This window comes from Mycobacterium intracellulare ATCC 13950, assembly GCF_000277125.1.
Taxonomy (GTDB): domain Bacteria; phylum Actinomycetota; class Actinomycetes; order Mycobacteriales; family Mycobacteriaceae; genus Mycobacterium; species Mycobacterium intracellulare.
Map to the genome: position 1 here is coordinate 670,229 of NC_016946.1, position 16,728 is coordinate 686,956.

At 63.1% G+C, this 16,728-nt stretch carries 17 protein-coding genes and 4 tRNA genes; 7 read left to right on the top strand and 14 right to left on the bottom strand.

Annotated features, from left to right (window positions below; genetic code table 11):
- Nucleotides 1–34 precede the first annotated feature (34 nt).
- A complete protein-coding gene (locus tag OCU_RS28340) occupies nt 35–1,057 on the bottom strand; it encodes an acyl-ACP desaturase (RefSeq protein ID WP_009954448.1) in 1,023 nt (340 codons plus the stop codon).
- 154 nt (nt 1,058–1,211) lie between these two features.
- On the bottom strand, nt 1,212–1,826 hold the full coding sequence (locus OCU_RS28345) for a TetR/AcrR family transcriptional regulator (RefSeq protein ID WP_029384628.1): 615 nt from the start codon (nt 1,824–1,826) through the stop codon (nt 1,212–1,214).
- A gap of 66 nt (nt 1,827–1,892) precedes the next feature.
- Here OCU_RS28345 and OCU_RS28350 point away from each other — a divergent pair, with 66 nt between their 5' ends.
- Nucleotides 1,893–2,945, top strand: coding sequence for an oxygenase MpaB family protein (locus OCU_RS28350; protein ID WP_036458188.1), 1,053 nt, complete (start codon nt 1,893–1,895; stop codon nt 2,943–2,945).
- Between the two features lie 79 nt (nt 2,946–3,024).
- Here the strand turns inward: OCU_RS28350 and OCU_RS50110 are convergent, their stop codons facing one another.
- The 3 genes from OCU_RS50110 to OCU_RS28365 are packed head-to-tail and all read right to left on the bottom strand — an operon-like array spanning nt 3,025 to nt 4,217.
- Nucleotides 3,025–3,228, bottom strand: coding sequence for a hypothetical protein (locus OCU_RS50110; RefSeq protein ID WP_014379111.1), 204 nt, complete (start codon nt 3,226–3,228; stop codon nt 3,025–3,027).
- Between the two features lie 44 nt (nt 3,229–3,272).
- The gene (locus OCU_RS28360) at nt 3,273–3,671 is read right to left on the bottom strand and encodes an ArsR/SmtB family transcription factor (protein WP_014379112.1); all 399 of its coding nucleotides are present in this window, start codon (nt 3,669–3,671) and stop codon (nt 3,273–3,275) included.
- A gap of 45 nt (nt 3,672–3,716) precedes the next feature.
- Entirely contained in the window at nt 3,717–4,217 is a 501-nt protein-coding gene (locus tag OCU_RS28365) for a nucleoside deaminase (protein ID WP_014379113.1), read from the bottom strand.
- Nucleotides 4,218–4,336: 119 nt separating this feature from the next.
- Between OCU_RS28365 and OCU_RS28370 the strand changes: the two genes are divergently transcribed.
- Entirely contained in the window at nt 4,337–5,236 is a 900-nt protein-coding gene (locus OCU_RS28370; RefSeq protein WP_014379114.1) for a class I SAM-dependent methyltransferase, read from the top strand.
- A gap of 39 nt (nt 5,237–5,275) precedes the next feature.
- On the opposite strand, the gene OCU_RS28375 is transcribed toward OCU_RS28370, so the two are convergent.
- A tRNA-Lys gene (locus OCU_RS28375) sits at nt 5,276–5,351 on the bottom strand.
- Between the two features lie 124 nt (nt 5,352–5,475).
- Between OCU_RS28375 and OCU_RS28380 the strand changes: the two genes are divergently transcribed.
- From OCU_RS28380 to OCU_RS28390, 3 genes are all read left to right on the top strand, one after another.
- Nucleotides 5,476–5,548: transfer RNA gene (locus OCU_RS28380), tRNA-Glu, on the top strand.
- Between the two features lie 29 nt (nt 5,549–5,577).
- Nucleotides 5,578–5,654: transfer RNA gene (locus OCU_RS28385), tRNA-Asp, on the top strand.
- Nucleotides 5,655–5,681: 27 nt separating this feature from the next.
- Nucleotides 5,682–5,758, top strand: a tRNA-Phe gene (locus tag OCU_RS28390).
- A gap of 32 nt (nt 5,759–5,790) precedes the next feature.
- On the opposite strand, the gene OCU_RS28395 is transcribed toward OCU_RS28390, so the two are convergent.
- The 5 genes from OCU_RS28395 to OCU_RS28415 all read right to left on the bottom strand — a co-directional run bounded on the left by OCU_RS28395 (nt 5,791) and on the right by OCU_RS28415 (nt 9,849).
- Nucleotides 5,791–6,948 carry a tyrosine-type recombinase/integrase gene (locus tag OCU_RS28395; protein ID WP_041787011.1) on the bottom strand — a complete coding sequence of 386 codons (1,158 nt, stop codon included), beginning with the start codon at nt 6,946–6,948 and terminating at the stop codon, nt 5,791–5,793.
- Entirely contained in the window at nt 6,949–7,179 is a 231-nt protein-coding gene (locus OCU_RS51575; protein WP_041787012.1) for a helix-turn-helix transcriptional regulator, read from the bottom strand.
- 10 nt (nt 7,180–7,189) lie between these two features.
- Entirely contained in the window at nt 7,190–8,536 is a 1,347-nt protein-coding gene (locus OCU_RS28405) for a hypothetical protein (RefSeq protein ID WP_014379116.1), read from the bottom strand.
- On the bottom strand, nt 8,533–8,955 hold the full coding sequence (locus OCU_RS28410; protein WP_041787013.1) for a hypothetical protein: 423 nt from the start codon (nt 8,953–8,955) through the stop codon (nt 8,533–8,535). Before OCU_RS28410 ends, OCU_RS28405 begins: the two co-directional genes overlap by 4 nt.
- A gap of 99 nt (nt 8,956–9,054) precedes the next feature.
- The gene (locus tag OCU_RS28415; protein WP_014379118.1) at nt 9,055–9,849 is read right to left on the bottom strand and encodes a GntR family transcriptional regulator; all 795 of its coding nucleotides are present in this window, start codon (nt 9,847–9,849) and stop codon (nt 9,055–9,057) included.
- Between the two features lie 78 nt (nt 9,850–9,927).
- Between OCU_RS28415 and OCU_RS50120 the strand changes: the two genes are divergently transcribed.
- Nucleotides 9,928–10,356: an NUDIX hydrolase gene (locus tag OCU_RS50120; protein WP_041787014.1), complete on the top strand. Its 429-nt coding sequence runs from the start codon at nt 9,928–9,930 to the stop codon at nt 10,354–10,356.
- Between the two features lie 68 nt (nt 10,357–10,424).
- On the opposite strand, the gene OCU_RS28425 is transcribed toward OCU_RS50120, so the two are convergent.
- The 3 genes from OCU_RS28425 to OCU_RS28435 form a co-directional block, all read right to left on the bottom strand.
- Nucleotides 10,425–11,024 carry a TetR family transcriptional regulator gene (locus tag OCU_RS28425; protein ID WP_041787015.1) on the bottom strand — a complete coding sequence of 200 codons (600 nt, stop codon included), beginning with the start codon at nt 11,022–11,024 and terminating at the stop codon, nt 10,425–10,427.
- A gap of 156 nt (nt 11,025–11,180) precedes the next feature.
- Nucleotides 11,181–12,071, bottom strand: coding sequence for an alpha/beta fold hydrolase (locus tag OCU_RS28430; protein WP_041787016.1), 891 nt, complete (start codon nt 12,069–12,071; stop codon nt 11,181–11,183).
- 72 nt (nt 12,072–12,143) lie between these two features.
- Nucleotides 12,144–15,221, bottom strand: coding sequence for an MMPL/RND family transporter (locus OCU_RS28435; RefSeq protein ID WP_014379122.1), 3,078 nt, complete (start codon nt 15,219–15,221; stop codon nt 12,144–12,146).
- Between the two features lie 790 nt (nt 15,222–16,011).
- On the opposite strand from OCU_RS28435, the gene OCU_RS28440 reads away from it, so the two are divergent.
- A complete protein-coding gene (locus tag OCU_RS28440; protein WP_014379124.1) occupies nt 16,012–16,707 on the top strand; it encodes a TetR/AcrR family transcriptional regulator in 696 nt (231 codons plus the stop codon).
- Nucleotides 16,708–16,728 lie beyond the last annotated feature (21 nt).

The following is a 16,728-nucleotide window of genomic DNA, read 5'->3' on the forward strand; positions in this document are numbered from 1 at the left end:
CGCGAGCGCGATGGAACCGATGCGCACCGCTTGGTTACCGCCGGCTCATGGTCAGCGTGCCCGCCGTCCGATGCAGCTCGACGGCTGTGGTCCTCTTGCCGGTGCGGGCTTCCCGGTCGAGCTGGCGCTGCTTGGAGACCTCGAACTTGTCGCAGGTCTGCTCCAGCTCCTTGATCAGCACCCCCAGGTCGTCGCGCAAGGCGGCGGCCTCACCCGAGAAGTCCTCACGCTCGAAGATGCGCCATTTCCTCAACACCGGCATGACGACCTCGTCGAGGTGGATGCGCGGGTCGTACACGCCGCCCACGGCGATCATCACGGCCTTGCGCCGGAACTCGGGCACCTGGTAGCCGGGCATCTGGAAGTTGCGCAACACCTTGTGCAGCGACTTCATCGCCTGATTGGGCGCGATCTCGAACCCGGCCTCGGTGACGTCGCGGTAGAAGATCATGTGCAGGTTCTCGTCGGCTGAGATCTTGGCCAACAACTGATCGGCGATCGTGTCGTTGCACGCCTTACCGGTGTTGCGGTGCGAGATCCGCGTCGCCAACTCCTGGAAGGTCACGTAGGTGACCGAATCGAACAGGCTCTCGGCGAACAGGTCTTCGCGAACCTGGTGGTTCTGGCCGGGGCTGAAGCCGCGGTTGACCACCTCGATGCGCAGCTTCTCCAATTCGTACGGGTCGACCGCGCGCGTGACCACCAAGTAGTCGCGCAGCGCGATCCCGTGCCGGTTCTCCTCCGCGGTCCACCGGTTGACCCATTGGCCCCAGGGGCCGTCCATGCTGAAGTTCATCGCGATCTCGCGGTGATAGGACGGCAGGTTGTCCTCGGTCATTAGGTTCTGCACCATCGCCACCTGGGCGACGTCCGAGAGCTTGGATTGTCCCGGCTCCCAGTCCTGCCCACCGAGCGCATAGAAGTTCTTTCCGTCCGACCACGGGATGTAGTCGTGCGGGTTCCAGTTCTTGTGCATGCTCTCGTGCCGGTTCAGGTACTTCTCGACGACCGGCTGGAGTTCGTGCAGCAGCTGTAGGTTTGTCAGCTCGGCTGACATAGTGCCTCCAGTTATCTGTGTCGATGGGTAGCAGTCAATATATCTGTGTACTTCGGTAGCAGCAAGTTCCTCGTCGGGCGTGGTCGATAACGGTTTGACATCGCGATCAACCCCCAGTTTTACGGCTTGCCGATCCGGCCCGAATGAAAACCCGCTACTGCGACTTGCCGAGCTCTCCGGCGGGGACGTACGGCGCCGCGGTGATGTAGAGCATGTTGATGCAGTAGTCGATGAACTGTCTGCGGGTCGCCCCGAGTTGCCCGTGCAGGTAGGCGGTGAACAGGCTCGACAGGCCACCGACCAGGCTGGTGGCGATCATTTTCTGCAGCACGGCATCGCCGATCCGGGACAGCTTGCGCTGCAGCAGGTCGATGAAATTGGGCATCCACTCCGCGCCCGACCGCACCAGCACCGGCTCCACCGCCGGCGCCAGCAACAGCACGCGCCCGCGGACCGGGTCGTCCACCATCAGCTCGACGAACCGCTCGACGGCCTCTCGCGGGGTCGTCGCCGACGTCAGGGTGTTCATTGCCCGCGTGCAGACGTCGTCATAGACCGCGCGCACGAATTCGTCACGGTCGGCGAAGCTTTCGTAGAAGTAGCGTTCGGTCAGCGCGGCCTTGCGGCACACCGCGCGCACGGTCAGCGCCGGCCCCCCGGAACCGCCGAGCAGCTGCACCCCGGCGCTGATCAGATTGTCACGGCGAAGCGCGAGGCGACTCTCCAAGGGGACGCCGGTCCAGCGGCCCCGTCGTTGACCCGTCTGCACATCGCTCCTAAGCTGAAAATGACAACGGCTGTAGTCAAAAATTCAGATACCTACAGGAATCCAATAGTGACTCAAGATACGTCCGCATCGCACCCCCTGACCAGCGACGCGACCGGCGCCCCTGATCAGTCTGGCGGGCCGGCCGACGGCTCCAACGGTGTCGCGGGCGGCTGTCCCGTATCGCCACTGGGCTACGACGCGCCGCCAACACCGCTGGGACCCGATTCCCTGACCTGGCGTTATTTCGGGGACTGGCGGGGCATGCTGCAGGGCCCATGGGCCGGATCGATGCAGAACATGCACCCCCAACTGGGCGCGGCGGTGCTCGACCACTCCACCTTCTTCCGCGAGCGGTGGCCGCGTCTGCTGCGTTCGCTGTACCCCATCGGCGGGGTCGTCTTCGACGGTGAGCGCGCCCCGGTGACCGGCGCCGAAGTCCGCGACTACCACACCGACATCAAGGGCGTCGACGACCAGGGCCGCCGCTACCACGCCCTGAACCCCGACGTCTTCTACTGGGCGCATTCCACCTTCTTTATGGGCACCATTCACGTGGCCGAACGGTTTTGCGGTGGGATCACCGAGGCGCAAAAGCGTCAACTGTTCGACGAACATGTCGAGTGGTACCGCATGTACGGCATGAGCATGCGTCCCGTGCCGAAGTCATGGGAGGAGTTCCAGGCCTACTGGGACCACATGTGCCGCAACGTGCTGGAAAGCAACGAGGCGGCACGGGCCGTGCTCGATCTCAGCGAGTTGCCCAAACCGCCTTTCGCGCAATGGATTCCGGAACCCTTGTGGGCCTTGCAGCGCAAACTGCTGGCACCGTTCTTCGTCTGGCTGACCGTCGGCCTCTACGACCCCCCGGTGCGGGAGCTGATGGGCTACCGGTGGTCGCGCCGCGACGAGTGGTTGCACCGGCGTTTTGGCGACCTGGTTCGTTTCGTATTCGCCCTGGTGCCAAGCAGATTCCGCAAGCACCCGCGGGCGCGTGCCGGGTTGGACCGCGCCAGCGGGCGAATTCCGCTCGATACCCCGCTGGTGCAAACGCCGGCGCGCAATCTGCCGCCGATCGACGAACGCGGGGACCCCAAGCACTACTGTCCGATGGTGTCTTGAGCCGTACGACGATGCAGCCCGCGAAGCGGGGTGAGGAGGAGTGCGGCAATTCGGTCTAGCCGTACGGTCGTCGTCCGCGCTAGGCGTGGGCGTGGCTGTGAACGTCCTCCAGCCCGGCCTGGTGCACGTGCCGATGGGTGTGTTCGGTCCCGTCGTCGTGCGCGTGGGAGTGTTCGTGCTCCACGTGGTCGTGCTCGTGGGACGTGTGTGCATGTGCGTGCGTCACGTCGCCGTGCCGATGCTCGTGGTCGTGCGGTGCGTCGTGGGTGTGCTCTTCGCTCATCGGTGATGCCTCCTTGCGTGAAATGCCTTGTGCTTCCGGCCGACTCAGCGGCCGCTGCTGCGGTGTCGGTTCGACGATTCGGCTACCGCCTTTAGCCCGTCGTCGCCGCGGTGGTGGCCGGGGACCCCGGGTCCGGCGTGCTCGGCGTTGAAAACGGCGTCGATGACGAGCTGGCGGACGTGGTCGTTCTCCAGGCTGTAGAAGATCGTCGTGCCCTCCCGGCGGGTGCGGACCAGACGTGCCATCCGCAACTTCGCGAGGTGCTGGGAAACCGACGGCGCCGGCTTGCCCACGTGCTCGGCGAGTTCGTTGACCGACATCTCTTGGTCGGTCAACGACCAGAGCACCTGCACGCGGGTGGCATCGGCCAGCATCCGGAAGACCTCGACCACCAGGCCGGCCTGGTCGTCGGGAAGACGCCCTTTGCTATTACCTGCATGCATACGCAAATACTAGCGAAGGTCGGCGGGACTTGCCAAGGGGGCGGCTCAGGACGGCGGGACGACCGTCGTCTGGCGTCGGCCGCCGTTGTGCTCGTTCCACAGCCGGTAGACCTCTATCGCCCCCTCGTGCGGCTCGTAGCGCATCGGCAGGCGCCGCCGGTCCCAGTCCTTGGCGAATTCGTCATAGAACGTGGACAACTCGAAGTACTTGCGGTCATCGGCGTAGTACTGCTCGTAGCTTTCGCGCGTGGTCAGGAACACGACCTGCCGGGGCGAGCAGTAATACAGCGAGCCCAGGCACATCGGGCACGGGTGGGCCAGCACGTAGATAGTGGTATCGACGAGGTGCTCGGTGCCCAGCTTCACGCAGGCCTCGCGGATGGCGAGGATCTCGGCGTGGGCGGTGGGGTCGTTCGTCTGGGCCACCCGGTTGGCGCTCTCGGCGAGCACCTCGCCGCCCCGGACGATCACCGTGGCGAACGGCCGACCGCCTTCGGCCACGTTGCGGCGAGCCAGTTCGATCGTTCGTTGAGCGAAATCGGTCACGGGTCCTCCGGAGTGGGACGGCAGCAGATAGGTCGGAGAGTAGCCCCGTCGGCCGCCACACCGAGTCCGTGATGTTAACTAGATTATCTATCTTTTTCCGAGCCGACTGAAGGGGCATCATGGCGCGCACCGATCGTGATCGTTGGGACCTGGCGACAAGCGTGGGGGCGACGGCGACCATGGTGGCCGCCCAGCGGGCGCTGTCCTCCGAGGCGAAGTTGATCGACGACCCCTATGCCGCGCCGCTGGTGCGGGCGGTCGGCATCGACGTCTACGTCCGCCTGGTGAACGGCGAAATCGAGGCCGGCGGGAACACGGAGTTCGATCCCCGGCGAATGGCGCAGGGAATGGCCTGCCGAACCCGGTTCTATGACCAATTCTTTCTGGATGCCACCCGCGGCGGCATCGGCCAGGTGGTGATCCTCGCGTCGGGCCTGGATTCCCGCGCCTACCGGCTGCCCTGGCCGGCCGGCACCGTCGTCTATGAGGTCGACATGCCGGAGGTCATCGAGTTCAAGACCCTGACCCTGGGCGATCTGGGCGCCGAGCCGACCGCGCAGCGGCGCACCGTCGCGATCGATCTGCGCGACGACTGGGCCTCGGCCCTGCGGGCCGCGGGATTCGATCCCCAGGCCCCCTCCGCGTGGAGCGCCGAAGGCCTGGTGGTCTATCTGCCGGACGACGCTCAGGATGCGCTGTTCGACAACGTCACCTCGCTGAGCGCCCCCGGCAGTCGTCTCGCTTTCGAATTCGTGCCCGACACCGCGGTTTTCGCCGACCCGCGGTGGCGTGCTCACCACGACCGGATGAGCGAACTCGGCTTCGAGATCGACTTCAACGACCTCGTGTACCACGGCCAGCGCAGCCACATCGTCGATCACCTGAACCAGCGCGGCTGGCAGACGTCGTCGACGACGGTCGCGGATCTGCACGCGGCGAACGGTTTCGTCTACGCCGACGACGACGTCGCCGCGGCCTTCGCCGACGTGACGTACTGCAGCGCTGTGCTCGGGCGATGAGCGGTCATCGGTCGCGCACGGCCCACGCGATGCGCGATGTGGTGCCCCCACTAGGACTCGAACCTAGGACCTGCGGATTAAAAGTCCGTAGCTCTACCAACTGAGCTATAGGGGCCGCGAAGATTCAGGATACTTGGACCGAAAACCCGGCTCGTTTGAGGATTGGGCACACCGTGACCTAAGCTGACGTGGCTCCCAACGAAACCACGTTGCGAGTACCCCGGAGTGATTCGGTTCTGGCCCCCATCGTCTAGTGGCCTAGGACGCCGCCCTTTCACGGCGGTAGCACGGGTTCGAATCCCGTTGGGGGTACGCGACGCGGTGACGCGGAGCAGCAGCAAGGCCCTGTGGCGCAGTTGGTTAGCGCGCCGCCCTGTCACGGCGGAGGTCGCGGGTTCGAGTCCCGTCAGGGTCGCCAAGCGCGGCGAGGCACTCGCTGCCTTCCGGCCAGGTAGCTCAGTCGGTACGAGCGTCCGCCTGAAAAGCGGAAGGTCGGCGGTTCGATCCCGCCCCTGGCCACCAGTCTTGAACTGCACGGACGCGGTGACAGCACTCTATGGATATTTCGGTGTGTCCGGTTCCTGTCCGTTCGCCTGGTCTTTGGCGACGTCATTGAGCCGGTCGAGATTCGTAGCGACGTGGTCGAGTTCGTCTGAGTAGAGGTCGCTGTAGATGTTGGCGGTGACAGTCGGCGTCGAGTGCCCCATGGTCTTCTGGACGTAGCGGAGGTCGGCCCCGGATTTGCGGGCGAGGCTCGCGTAGGTGTGGCGCAGGTCGTGGATCGTCAACGGCGCCAAGCCGGTTTGCTTGAGGGCTTTGTTCCAGTGGGTGTGTCTGCGCCAGTTGTTTGATCTGAGAAAGCCGCCGTTTGGTGAAGTGATCGCTTGTTCTTTAGGTGAGCGGTTTTCGATTCGTGGCTCGAGCGCGTCGATGACGATTTGGGGGAGTGGGACGGTTCGGACGGCGGCGCGAGTTTTCGGTGGCCCGACGATAATTCGGCCCTCCACGTCCGGGGCGGCTTGGCGGACGTAGAGGCGGCGTGCTTTGAGGTCGATGTCGCCGACGCGCAGGCCGACGAGTTCGGACCAGCGCAGACCGGTAAAGGCCAGGATTGTGACGATGTCGCCTTGGCCGCCGCAGGCGGTTGCTAGGGCGGCGACTTCCGTAGCGGAGAGGTAGCGGTGACGTTCCCGCGCCGGCATCCGACCGGATGACACACCTTGGGCCGGGTTGATGTGAATTCGGCCGTCCTCGCGAGCCATGTCGAGAATCGAGCGCAGCAGCCGGAGCGTGGCGAGTCTGGCCCACGGGCCCACGGTGAGGCCGCCGATGAACTGCTGCACATCCTTCCGGCTGACCTCGTCGACCGGGACATGGCCGAAGCGCGGGCTGATACGCAGTTCCCAATGCTGCACGTAGCCGCTCCACGTCTTGGGGGAAACGGCCGGCTGCTTCGACGCGCTGTATTGCGTCCAGATAGCGGAGAGGCTGGCGCGGCCAAGTCTGGGGTCGAATCGTCGGGCGCCGATCGCCGACTCGCCGTCGCGATCCGCCTTGAACGCGCGCGCTTCCCGCATGGTGGCAAACGTCGATGATGTCTCGACCCATCCTGACGGGGAGTTTGGATCGCGCACCAGGTAGCGCACTTGGTAGCGCGCCTGGCCGGCTGAATTGGTCCGCTTTCGGATGCCGCGCGGTACTGATCCGGCCACTTAGCGGTGCACCTGCTTGAGCCACGCGCGGACTTCCGCTGCGTCCCAACGTCTTACGCGATCAGATAGCGTGTAGCAGGGCGGCCCCACATCTGCGCCGTGTTCCCGTAGCGCGCCCCATCGGCTCACGGTGGCAGTGGACACGCCAAGCAGCTCCGCCACCTGTTCCGCTGTCAGAAGCTCTGGAAAGGTCGCTATCTTGGTGGTGGCGTTGATGCCAAGAGTTGCCATGCCGCTGTCCTCAGTTCTCTGCGGGACCAGTAGATCTTTGGCTCTTGAACCCGTATTCTTGTGCAACAGAACGGATTAACGAATCTGGCCAGTAGTCGGCACGTACTCGCATCGTTGATCCGTCTTCTGCGATGACGTATCCGGTCCCAGGTTCACTCGGGTTGATGCGGTGCGCGGGTGCGGCATCAGCGAGGCCATCACCCAGAACCATCGCGACTTCGTCGCGTGAACGCAGCCGCAATGCAACGGTCTGGGTGAACAACCCGCGCATGGGCAGAATCTCCTTGCGGGGGTCCTGCATGAAGGCGGTGGCCACGAGGCCTACGGCCCTGCCCTTTGTCAGGATGCGTGAGAGCGAGGCTGCAACTTGCTTCTTGAGGGCGACGTCTGTCATGTAAGCGGTCAAGCCCGCCAATTCATCGATGAGCAGCACCACGAGCGGTTCGGCGGTGCTCGGTGTGTGCGAACGCGCTTGGCCGGCCATCCTGCGGCCACGGCAATCCAGCAGCTCCTCCAACTTGTTGAGCAGGCTCGCGGCCTCGACCTCGGTCGTCGCGATCTTGCTGAATAGGGCGGAGCCGACTGACACTTCGATCCCGTACTTGAGGTCGACGGCGAAAAGCCGCACGGTTCCTGACCTGATGGCCGGGCCTAAGCCGCCTGCAATGCCCCAAAAAATGGAGCCCTTGCCCGCTCCTGAGCACCCGACAGTGAGGGTGTGGAGGCCAGCGACGCGGAGAATCCAAGCCGAGCCGTTCTCCCGTCGGCCAATCTTAACGGCAGTTGCCTCGGTGCAGGCTGGCCGTCTAGCAGTCTTGATGGCCGACAGCTGTTGTCGCATAACAAATTCCATGCGAACCGTCCCGGGTGCTACCACCGTGGAACGGGCGGAATGTGCCCCGACAGCGTCGCGGATCGCGGGGACCGCGTTTTCGAGGTCATCGACTGTCTGGCCCGTTCGTGTGCGGACGGTCATGTGCAGGCAGTGATCGGAGATGCTCACCCCGAGAAGGCGAGGGTGGGTCCAGACTGTCTTCGTCGTGGTCTTGCCCTGCGAGTCCGTACGTGCGACGCGCTCGGAAGTCGACAGCCCGCAGGCCTTGGCAACTCGCGGCCAAGAGGTCAACGCCCATAGCAGCCATCGGATCCGCCGCGCAGGGGTTGCGACATAGCGCCCAAATGTGGCGGGCGAACGCAGTCTCCAAACGACGAGCGAAAGGGTGACCACGCCGGTCACCGCGGTGAGCCATGTGGCGCCGACCGTCAGTAGGTGCGTGAGGTCAAAGAGGTCCGTCCCGGCGTCGGGATCTGGAATCGAATACGGATCGCTAGGTACTACGGGGTCGTACGGACTCATGCTGACGCCCGGTCTGCCGCTGAGGACCCCGCCTTGCCAGTGTCCGCGGTCATGCTCGAGGCCCGAAACGACCACGCAATGCGGCCGGATTCGCTCGAACGGTCCACGTACGGCAACACGCACAACTCTTCGAAAATCACTGGTGTAAAAGGCATTCCGGCAGTGTTCTGTGGGCACACAGGCTGCTTGGGCGTTGCGAACTTGACGGTCAGGGTGCGTGCCCGCTTGCTCGCGGCCGGATCACCGTCGAGGACTTCCACCTGCCACAACGGCAGGCCTGATTCTCGATCAGTCGCCTGAACCTTGTTGTCTTTCGTTGACCGCTCGTAATCGATCACCGGCGTCACATCTGACACCACGAACGCTTTGTGTGGGAAAACCTGCTGGTGGGACAGCTTGAGCCACTTCGGCACAGACACTTTGTCGACCTTTCGTAGAACTGCTCTAGACAAGTTGAGGGTACATAGTCGTCTAGAGGAGTGCAACGGGCGACGCGTGATTCGTGTGAGACTTTGCGCTCAGCGGGCCGGGAACTCGTATTCGAGCAGGTAGGCGGAGGCCACCTTCACGGTGTCGCAGACCTCCACCGCCACGTCATCGGTGTCGTAAGCGGTTCGCAACACCGTAAGCACCGGAACTCCTGAGTCAAGCTCCAGCTGCCGCCGTTCTTCAGGAGTGGGCATCCGAGCGGCGACTTCTTCAGTGAAGCGAGCAAGCACATGACCGTGCTCTTCTAAGCGCGCGTAGATACCACCGGGTCCGGTATCCAGCTGCTCGATCCTCGTGCCTTCGGCAAATGCCGCCGGAATGTACGAGACGGCCGTCTCGACGGGTCGCCCATTCGCCAGGTAACGCCTCGATCTCACGACAATGTCATCGCCGTCTGAAACTCGAAGGCGCTCAGCCACAAACGAATTCGGCCTCTCTCGGCTCACAACGATGTTGTCCACCTGCGGCGCGAAATCGGATTTCTCCGCCTCGACGGTAAATGCAGCCTTGCCCTCGGCGCGGTGCTGTCGTGCGAATCGATCAGACGCTAGTCTGCGGATTCGAGGTTCCGGGCGGACGAACACCCCGCGGCCGTGTTGTGAGATGACCAATCCGTCGGAACGAAGCTCCTGCACCGCTTGTCTTACAGTCATGCGCGCTACACCGAAATGTTCGATCAGTTCCGCCTCGGACGGCAGTCGCTCCCCGGGTGCGAGCCGATTGGAACTGATCGCCTCTCGCAGTATGCCCGCGATTTGCCGATATGGCGGTTTGTCATCGCCTCGATCGATTTGTCCAAGTTGCAGCACCCGCGAGCCTTCCATTACATGTCTAGACGACTAGTCTAGGAAGCCAGTCAACCCGTGTCACCTCCGACGGCATCGAACAATGGAGACCGAACGATGGGAACCACTCCTAAACACTCAGTCAGTGTCGCCGGCATCGTCGTACGTGGCGATGATCGCATTCTCGTGATCCGGCGAGATGACAACGGCCACTGGGAAGCCCCCGGTGGCGTACTCGAACTGGACGAATCCTTCGAGGATGGTGTGCGGCGGGAAGTCCTCGAGGAAACTGGATTGAAGGTCACGGTGCAACGTCTTACCGGCGTCTACAAGAACCTCAAGCAGGGGATTGTCGCGTTGGTCTACCGCTGCAGTCCTGCCGCTGGCGACACGCACCCGACTGCCGAAGCCCGGGAAGTCCGTTGGATGGCGAAAGAAGAAGTTCAGTCTGAGATGAGCCCTGCTTTCGCCGTGCGCGTTCTGGACGCATTCGACGAATATCCGCACTCGCGTGCCCACGATGGAGCCAACGTTCTTTCAGAGTAGAGACTGTGACGGGGCCACATTGCGTTTAGCCGGCCAACCGTATGCCCCGAGTTCAAAGCGGTCTACTTTCAATCGAATCCAGCCAACGTGACTCTCAAAGCTTCTTTCAACTGAACGTGCAGCGGTGGCTTCGTTTCAGTGTCTGAGCTCAGCCAGCGCCGAAGTATGAATTGTGCGGTGGCCAAACCCGTGTGGACCAGCAGCGAGGGACGGATGTCGGATGCCGCATCGACGCCCATCCTTGTGGCGACGAGTTCGACGAGCTTGCGGTCATCGTTGTCGCTGATCAGTACCGATTCGCTCAGTAGGTGGGGGGCGGTCAGTATGGCTCGTTGCCAGTAGTGCGGGTTCGGATTGGTTTTGTCCCAGGCGGTTTCGGCAAACAACGCGATCAGCGCCTCGGCTGCCGATTGGTCCGACGGCTGAGCGCCGTAGGCACCAACGATTTCGGCGACCGCCTGCCGCAACGGCGCGACAAGAAGGTCGTCCTTCGTAGGCGCGTAACGGAAGTAAGTACTGATGGATATCCCGGCACTGGCAGCGATGTCCTCAGTGGTCACAGCAGCAAATCCACGTTCGGCAAAAAGTTGGTGCGCGGTGCCCTGGATCTGCGAGAGCAACTCGGCACGGCGTCGGTCCCTTAACGAGCCAGTATTTGCGGAGGGCATGACATCGCCTTCGTCAATCCGACATTCCCAGATGCTTCCTGAGTTATGGTACGAACAGTAGCGTAGCGAAACCAACAGTACTAGGGGGGTTCACTTGCTGGTCTCGCAGTGTTGGGGGCCCAGCAGGCGACGCGGGTTTCACGGGAAAAGACCGTCTCACAAAAATACGCGGCGGTCGAGGAAGTCGGTGACAGCGCTGGTGAAGGCGTCGTTGTCGTCGCCGGCAACCATATGACCTGTGCCCGTCACGTCAGTTGTTTCGGCGTGCGGGACGAGTTCGAGGAATTCGTTGACCGTTTCCTCGGAGACGACGTCTGAAAGCGCGCCCCGCACTAACAGCGTCGGGGCCGTGATTCGACGTGCTCCTTCGGCGAGAAACCCGCTGATCGCCTCGAACTCCTCGGTGTCGGTCATGAGTTCGCCTTGCAGGACATCGAAGTTGGAGCTGATGAAGGCTGGGTCCCAGCGCCAGACCCATCGACCGTCGCTACGTTGGCGCAGAACTTTGTGCAGACCGTCGAGATTTTCGGGTCGCGGTCGGCGCGGGTTGTATTCGGCGATGATGTCGGCGGCATCGGTGAGTGTGCCGAAGCCGTCGGGGTGGGCGGCCATGAACGACACGATGCGACGGGCCCCGTGGAACTCCATCCTCGGGGTGATGTCGACGAGAATAACGGCTGCCCACAGCCCGGCTGGGGCCAGCAGGTGGGTTGCCAGGATGGTTAGCCCACCCAGCGACGCGCCAACGAGGGCAGGGGGACTCTCGGTGCCGACGTGTTCTCGAACCGAGAGCAGATCGGCGACGAACTTTTCGACGTCGTATTGTCCGCTCGGGTCCCAGTCGCTGTCGCCGTGGCCGCGGGTGTCGTACGCGATGACGGTGTAGCCATGGGCGTGGAGGCGACGAGCTGTGGTGGCCCAGGCGTGGCGGTTTTGGCCGCCGCCATGGAGGAGCAACACCACGGGACCAGTCGTGGGGTGCCGGTAGCAATCCGCCACGAGAGTGATGCCGTCGCGCGTGTGGATGCGCTCCTGAGTAAGTGTCATGTAATCCGCGCCCCTTTGGGCGCAAGGTCCACGCCCGTCACGCTGCGTTGTCCCTCAGGTGACATGTCATCGTCAGCGTGCTCTGGCGCGCGGGGCCAAGGGCTTCCGTTGAGGCCACCAGCTGGCCTCACCGAGCAATGTGGCGATCGCGGGAACCGTGAGGGTGCGGACCACGAAGGTGTCCAGGAGTAGGCCGCAGCCGATGATGAGTCCGGCTTGGAGCATGATCGCGACGGACCCGACCATAAGGCCGAACATGCTGGCCGCGAAGATGAGCCCGGCCGAGGTGATGACTGAGCCGGTGTTCGCGACCGTGCGCAGCACGCCGACGCGAATGTTGTGAGCGGATTCCTCGCGTAGCCGCGAGATCAGCAGCATGTTGTAGTCGGCGCCCACCGCGACCAGGATGATGAACGCCAAAAGCGGAACGGGCCAAGCGATTTGCTTGCCCAGGCCGTATTGGAAGACCAGTGTGCCGATGCCCAGTGCGGCTGCGTAGTTGAGTACGACCGTACCGAGCAGGTAGAGCGGGGCCACCACGGCACGTAGCAGAACGACGAGGGTCAACCCGACGATGACGAGTGTGGCGATGGCCAGTAGGTGAAAGTCGGCCGACAGGAGGCGCTGGATATCGGAATTGACGGCGGGGAAGCCGGCCATCGATATCCGGGCGTGAGCCAGCGAGGTGTTGGGGCGTGCGGCATCGGCAACGTGCGTGATCTTCTGCGCGAGATCCATCGCTTCGCTGCTGTAGGGGTTGTAGCTAGATTCGATGGCGAAGCGCGCGGTCTTGCCGTCAGCGGATAGAAAGTGCTTTGCCACATCGGAGAACTGGCGATTCTCGAAGGCGTTAGCGGGAAGGTAGAAGCCGCTGGAGTTGTCCGAACCGGCGCTGGATCGCGCGGAATTCTGTAGCTGGGTGGCGATCTGACTCATGCCGGACAACATTTCGATGTTGCTGTCGGCGAGGGTGTGCACACCGGTGGCTAGGGCTTGTGCTCCCGACGCGAGCTGGCTGATGCCGTTTTGAAGGCGGCCGATGTTGCCGGCCATGTCGGCGGGATCGCCAAGCGCTCCGAAGGCCTTGTCCAGCGAAGTGACTGTGCGCTGCAGGTCTGCCACGGTGCCGCCTGCATTATTGGCATCGGGCTGGTACAAATCGCCGAGGTCGGCGAGCTGGCTGAAAAAGCCGCCATCGCGCAAAGTCACCAAGATCCGTACCTGGTCGCGGATCTGGGCACACTCGGGGGTGGTGGCACACCAGGGGGAGGTGTTGAGCGCACCGACCAGCGGGTCGATGGTGGCGATCGCTTGTTGGGCTTGTTGAGCTTCTTGGCGTAGCCCGGGCCCGGTTCGAATAGCTTGGTCGACGGTCGGTGTGGTAGCCGAAAGCTGCTGCAGCAGCTGGCGAAAGCGCTGAAATTGTGGCCCGCTGGACTGGGCTTGGGTAAGGATCCCGGTCAGCGGAGTCAGCGCCGTGCGCAGGGTGGTGTCAAGTTGCGCCAGGCCGCCCGCGAGTTGGTCGGCGCCACCGGTGAGTTTGGTGAGATCGGTCTTGTGGGCGTCTCCTTTGGCGACGGCATCGGCCATCTTGGTGCCGATCTGGCCGTTCTGCCAAGAAAGCTGTGCCTGGTCCAGTCGCGCCCCGGTAGGCCGGGTGACGCCGGAAACTTTGGTGACACCTGGCAATTGCGACACGCGAGACGCCATTTCGTCCAGGTCGGCCAGGCTTTTACCGGTGCGCATATCGGTCGGTGATTCGACGACCATGAACTGCGTGATAACGATATCTTTGCGAAAGTGCCTGTCCAGCAGATGATAACCCTCGTTGCTGGCGGTCGTTTCCGGCTGGCCTTGACGGTCGTCATAGCTCATGCGCATGGTCAGCGCCACAGCAGCTAGCCCTAACACGAGAGCCAGGCTGGCGGCCAGCAATGGGCCGGGCCGGCGGACTACGGCCACCGCGATCCAGTTCCAGTAGCGGCGTGTGCGGTCGGCTTTGGGCTCGCCGATGCCGCGTTTAGCGGCCAGCGCCAACACCGGTGGGAACAACGTCACGGTGGCCGCGACTCCGACGAAGACGGCTATCGCACACGCTGGGCCCAGCGCGCCAAAAACGCTCAGCTTTGCAAACACCATGGCCAAAAATGCAAACGCCACAGTCGCCGCGGAGGCCAGGATTACGCGCCCGATGGTGGCGGTCGCATTGATCACCGCGAGGTCGGGCGAGACCCCCTGGCGGCGTTGCTCGTGATACCGGCTGATCAAAAACACCGAATAATCGGTGCCGGCGCCCAACAGAATCGCCGTCATGAACGCGATGGTGAATTGCGACACCGGCATCCCCGCTTCGCCCAGCCCCGAGAGCACTCCGCGCCCTACCCCAAGACTGACGCCGATAACCACCAGTGGCAGCAACGCGGTAAACAATGACCTATAGATGACCAGCAAAATCAGCGCAATCAGCCCCGCGGTCACCACAGAAATGACAATCAAATCCTGCTCAGCCGAATCAATTTGATCGCTGAACGTCGCGGGAGGGCCGGTTACGCGAACCGTCGTGGACGTACCGTTAAACGACTGGGCGGCGATAGCGCGCACCACCTGGACGGATTCTGCCGCCTTCGGATCGCCGAGTGTGCCCGCCACCCCGACCGGCAGATACCATGCCTTGCCGTCCTGGCTCACCGCCTGACCGGCAGTAACCGGGTCGGCCAACAGATCCTGAACCAGTCGCACATGCTTGGAATCGGCACGCAACCGCGAAACCATCGCGTTGTAACGCTGACGCACCGGCGCAGTCAGGCCCGTCGGGTCCTCTACCGCGACGAAGACGGTTGTCTTGGATCCCTGCTCGCCGAATGCGATCCCCATCCGGTCCACGGTTTGCAGCGAGGGCGCATCAGGAGGGATGAGATTCACCGACTGCTGCTTTACGACGATCTCCAATTGCGGGAACAGCACGGCTAAGACGCCGGCAGCCACCACCCACGCGGCGATGACCAGAACCTTGTGCCGGATACTGAACCGCGCTAAGCGGGCAAGCCGGTCGCTGTAAACGCCCTCACCAGCGGTGACCTTGCGGAGTTGTTCCCGGACCGGCCGACTCAAGGTCGCCACGCCCGACGAAACCCACCCGGTATCTACCATCCCCCGTCTCCGCTACGTTGAAAGAAACTAACGGTATCGCAACAGTACTACCGGTACCCTTTCATGGTGTCGGTGAAACTGCTACCGACAGGCGTGCCCATTCCACTGCGGCGGCACCGATCGGCCCTGGCGCTCGACCTCGATGTCCTGTCGCCGGTTCCGTACCTCGGATACGTCAGTACGTAATCCATTGGTATGCAGATCATTTGACGTTGGGCATGGGTCATCGCTGGCTGCTGACAAGCTCACGAACGCCGTAGGCGAAATGCCAGCCGGGAACTCAGCCTGATCGGCTCATCGCGAACATGATCGTGCATTTCCCGACTCATCAGATCGTCGTCCAGGTACGAGCAAGTGCGAGGGGGATAGTGACGTGGACGAACGCGGCCCTGGTCGACCGGGCGTCCTTGGTGTGTGCGCTTGGCAATACCGCGACTGGCCAGCCGGATATCCCGAACCGCACGCCTCCAGAGGTGGGTTTTCGTCAGCGAAATCGGCACATTCATCAGGATTTGACGTCTTTCGTCCGTGAGGTCGCCGCGCCGAGGCAGAAGCTGGATCCTTCGATAGCCACGCGGCCGGCCGACTGGGGGCAGCACCGTCGACTCCCCCGGGTCCCGAACCGCTCGACCGGTTGCCTGATCACCAATCCTCCTTCGGTGCTTGGCCTACACCGCCAAAGTGTACTCATAGTATCGCTACGATACTACTAGTATCGTTCGACGGATTGAATGGCTTCCCCGGTGCAATTCGCTGCGGGCCAGGTTCGTGGGGGGTTTACGGTGACTACGTGGAGCGTGACGCCGAAACCTCGGTAGATGAAGACGACGACGTCGACCCACGCCGCCTTCGGTCACGGACCCGATTGCTGGATGCGGCGACTAAACTCCTCAATGCCGGTGGCATCGAAGCCGTCACCATCGACGCGGTCACCAAAGCCTCCAAGGTCGCACGCACCACGCTGTATCGGCACTTCACCAGCTCCACCCAACTGCTGGCCGCCACATTTGAACGGCTGCTACCGCAGGTCACCCCACCACCTGCTACGGGATCATTACGCGACCAACTGATCGAGCTGTTGAGCCGACAGGCGACCCTCTTTCAAGAAGCGCCGCTGCACGTCACCACGCTGGCCTGGGTCGCGCTCGGGCCAACACCGGACGGCACAGAGGAAACCTACGATCGCAACGCGCTCCGAACACGGATCATCGACCACTACCGCCAACCGTTCAACAGCCTCCTAGAAGGCCCTGAAGCCCGAGCCGGCCTCGACGACTTCGATCTAGAACTGATCCTGTGCCAACTCGTCGGCCCGGTGGCGTTCGCTCGACTCACCGGGCTGCGCGCAGTCGATCGCCGAGATTGTGAACGTATAGTCGACGATTTCCTCACCGCGCACCGCCGCCCGGCAGACACACCCCCTTCGCGGCCCTCGGCCCGGAAATCCTCGTCCGGCATAAGCCATTCCGATCAAGGCGGCAACTAGCTCGGCAGACGGTCGACGATG

Bases quoted from the DNA above. Each gene is read 5' to 3' on its own strand.
- OCU_RS28340 (WP_009954448.1), bottom strand. From the start codon at position 1,057: ATGTCAGCCGAGCTGACAAACCTACAGCTGCTGCACGAACTCCAGCCG.
- OCU_RS50110 (WP_014379111.1), bottom strand. From the start codon at position 3,228: ATGAGCGAAGAGCACACCCACGACGCACCGCACGACCACGAGCATCGG.
- OCU_RS28360 (WP_014379112.1), bottom strand. From the start codon at position 3,671: ATGCATGCAGGTAATAGCAAAGGGCGTCTTCCCGACGACCAGGCCGGC.
- OCU_RS28370 (WP_014379114.1), top strand. From the start codon at position 4,337: ATGGCGCGCACCGATCGTGATCGTTGGGACCTGGCGACAAGCGTGGGG.
- OCU_RS51575 (WP_041787012.1), bottom strand. From the start codon at position 7,179: ATGGCAACTCTTGGCATCAACGCCACCACCAAGATAGCGACCTTTCCA.
- OCU_RS28405 (WP_014379116.1), bottom strand. From the start codon at position 8,536: ATGAGTCCGTACGACCCCGTAGTACCTAGCGATCCGTATTCGATTCCA.
- OCU_RS28415 (WP_014379118.1), bottom strand. From the start codon at position 9,849: ATGGAAGGCTCGCGGGTGCTGCAACTTGGACAAATCGATCGAGGCGAT.
- OCU_RS50120 (WP_041787014.1), top strand. From the start codon at position 9,928: ATGGGAACCACTCCTAAACACTCAGTCAGTGTCGCCGGCATCGTCGTA.
- OCU_RS28425 (WP_041787015.1), bottom strand. From the start codon at position 11,024: ATGCCCTCCGCAAATACTGGCTCGTTAAGGGACCGACGCCGTGCCGAG.
- OCU_RS28430 (WP_041787016.1), bottom strand. From the start codon at position 12,071: ATGACACTTACTCAGGAGCGCATCCACACGCGCGACGGCATCACTCTC.
- OCU_RS28435 (WP_014379122.1), bottom strand. From the start codon at position 15,221: ATGGTAGATACCGGGTGGGTTTCGTCGGGCGTGGCGACCTTGAGTCGG.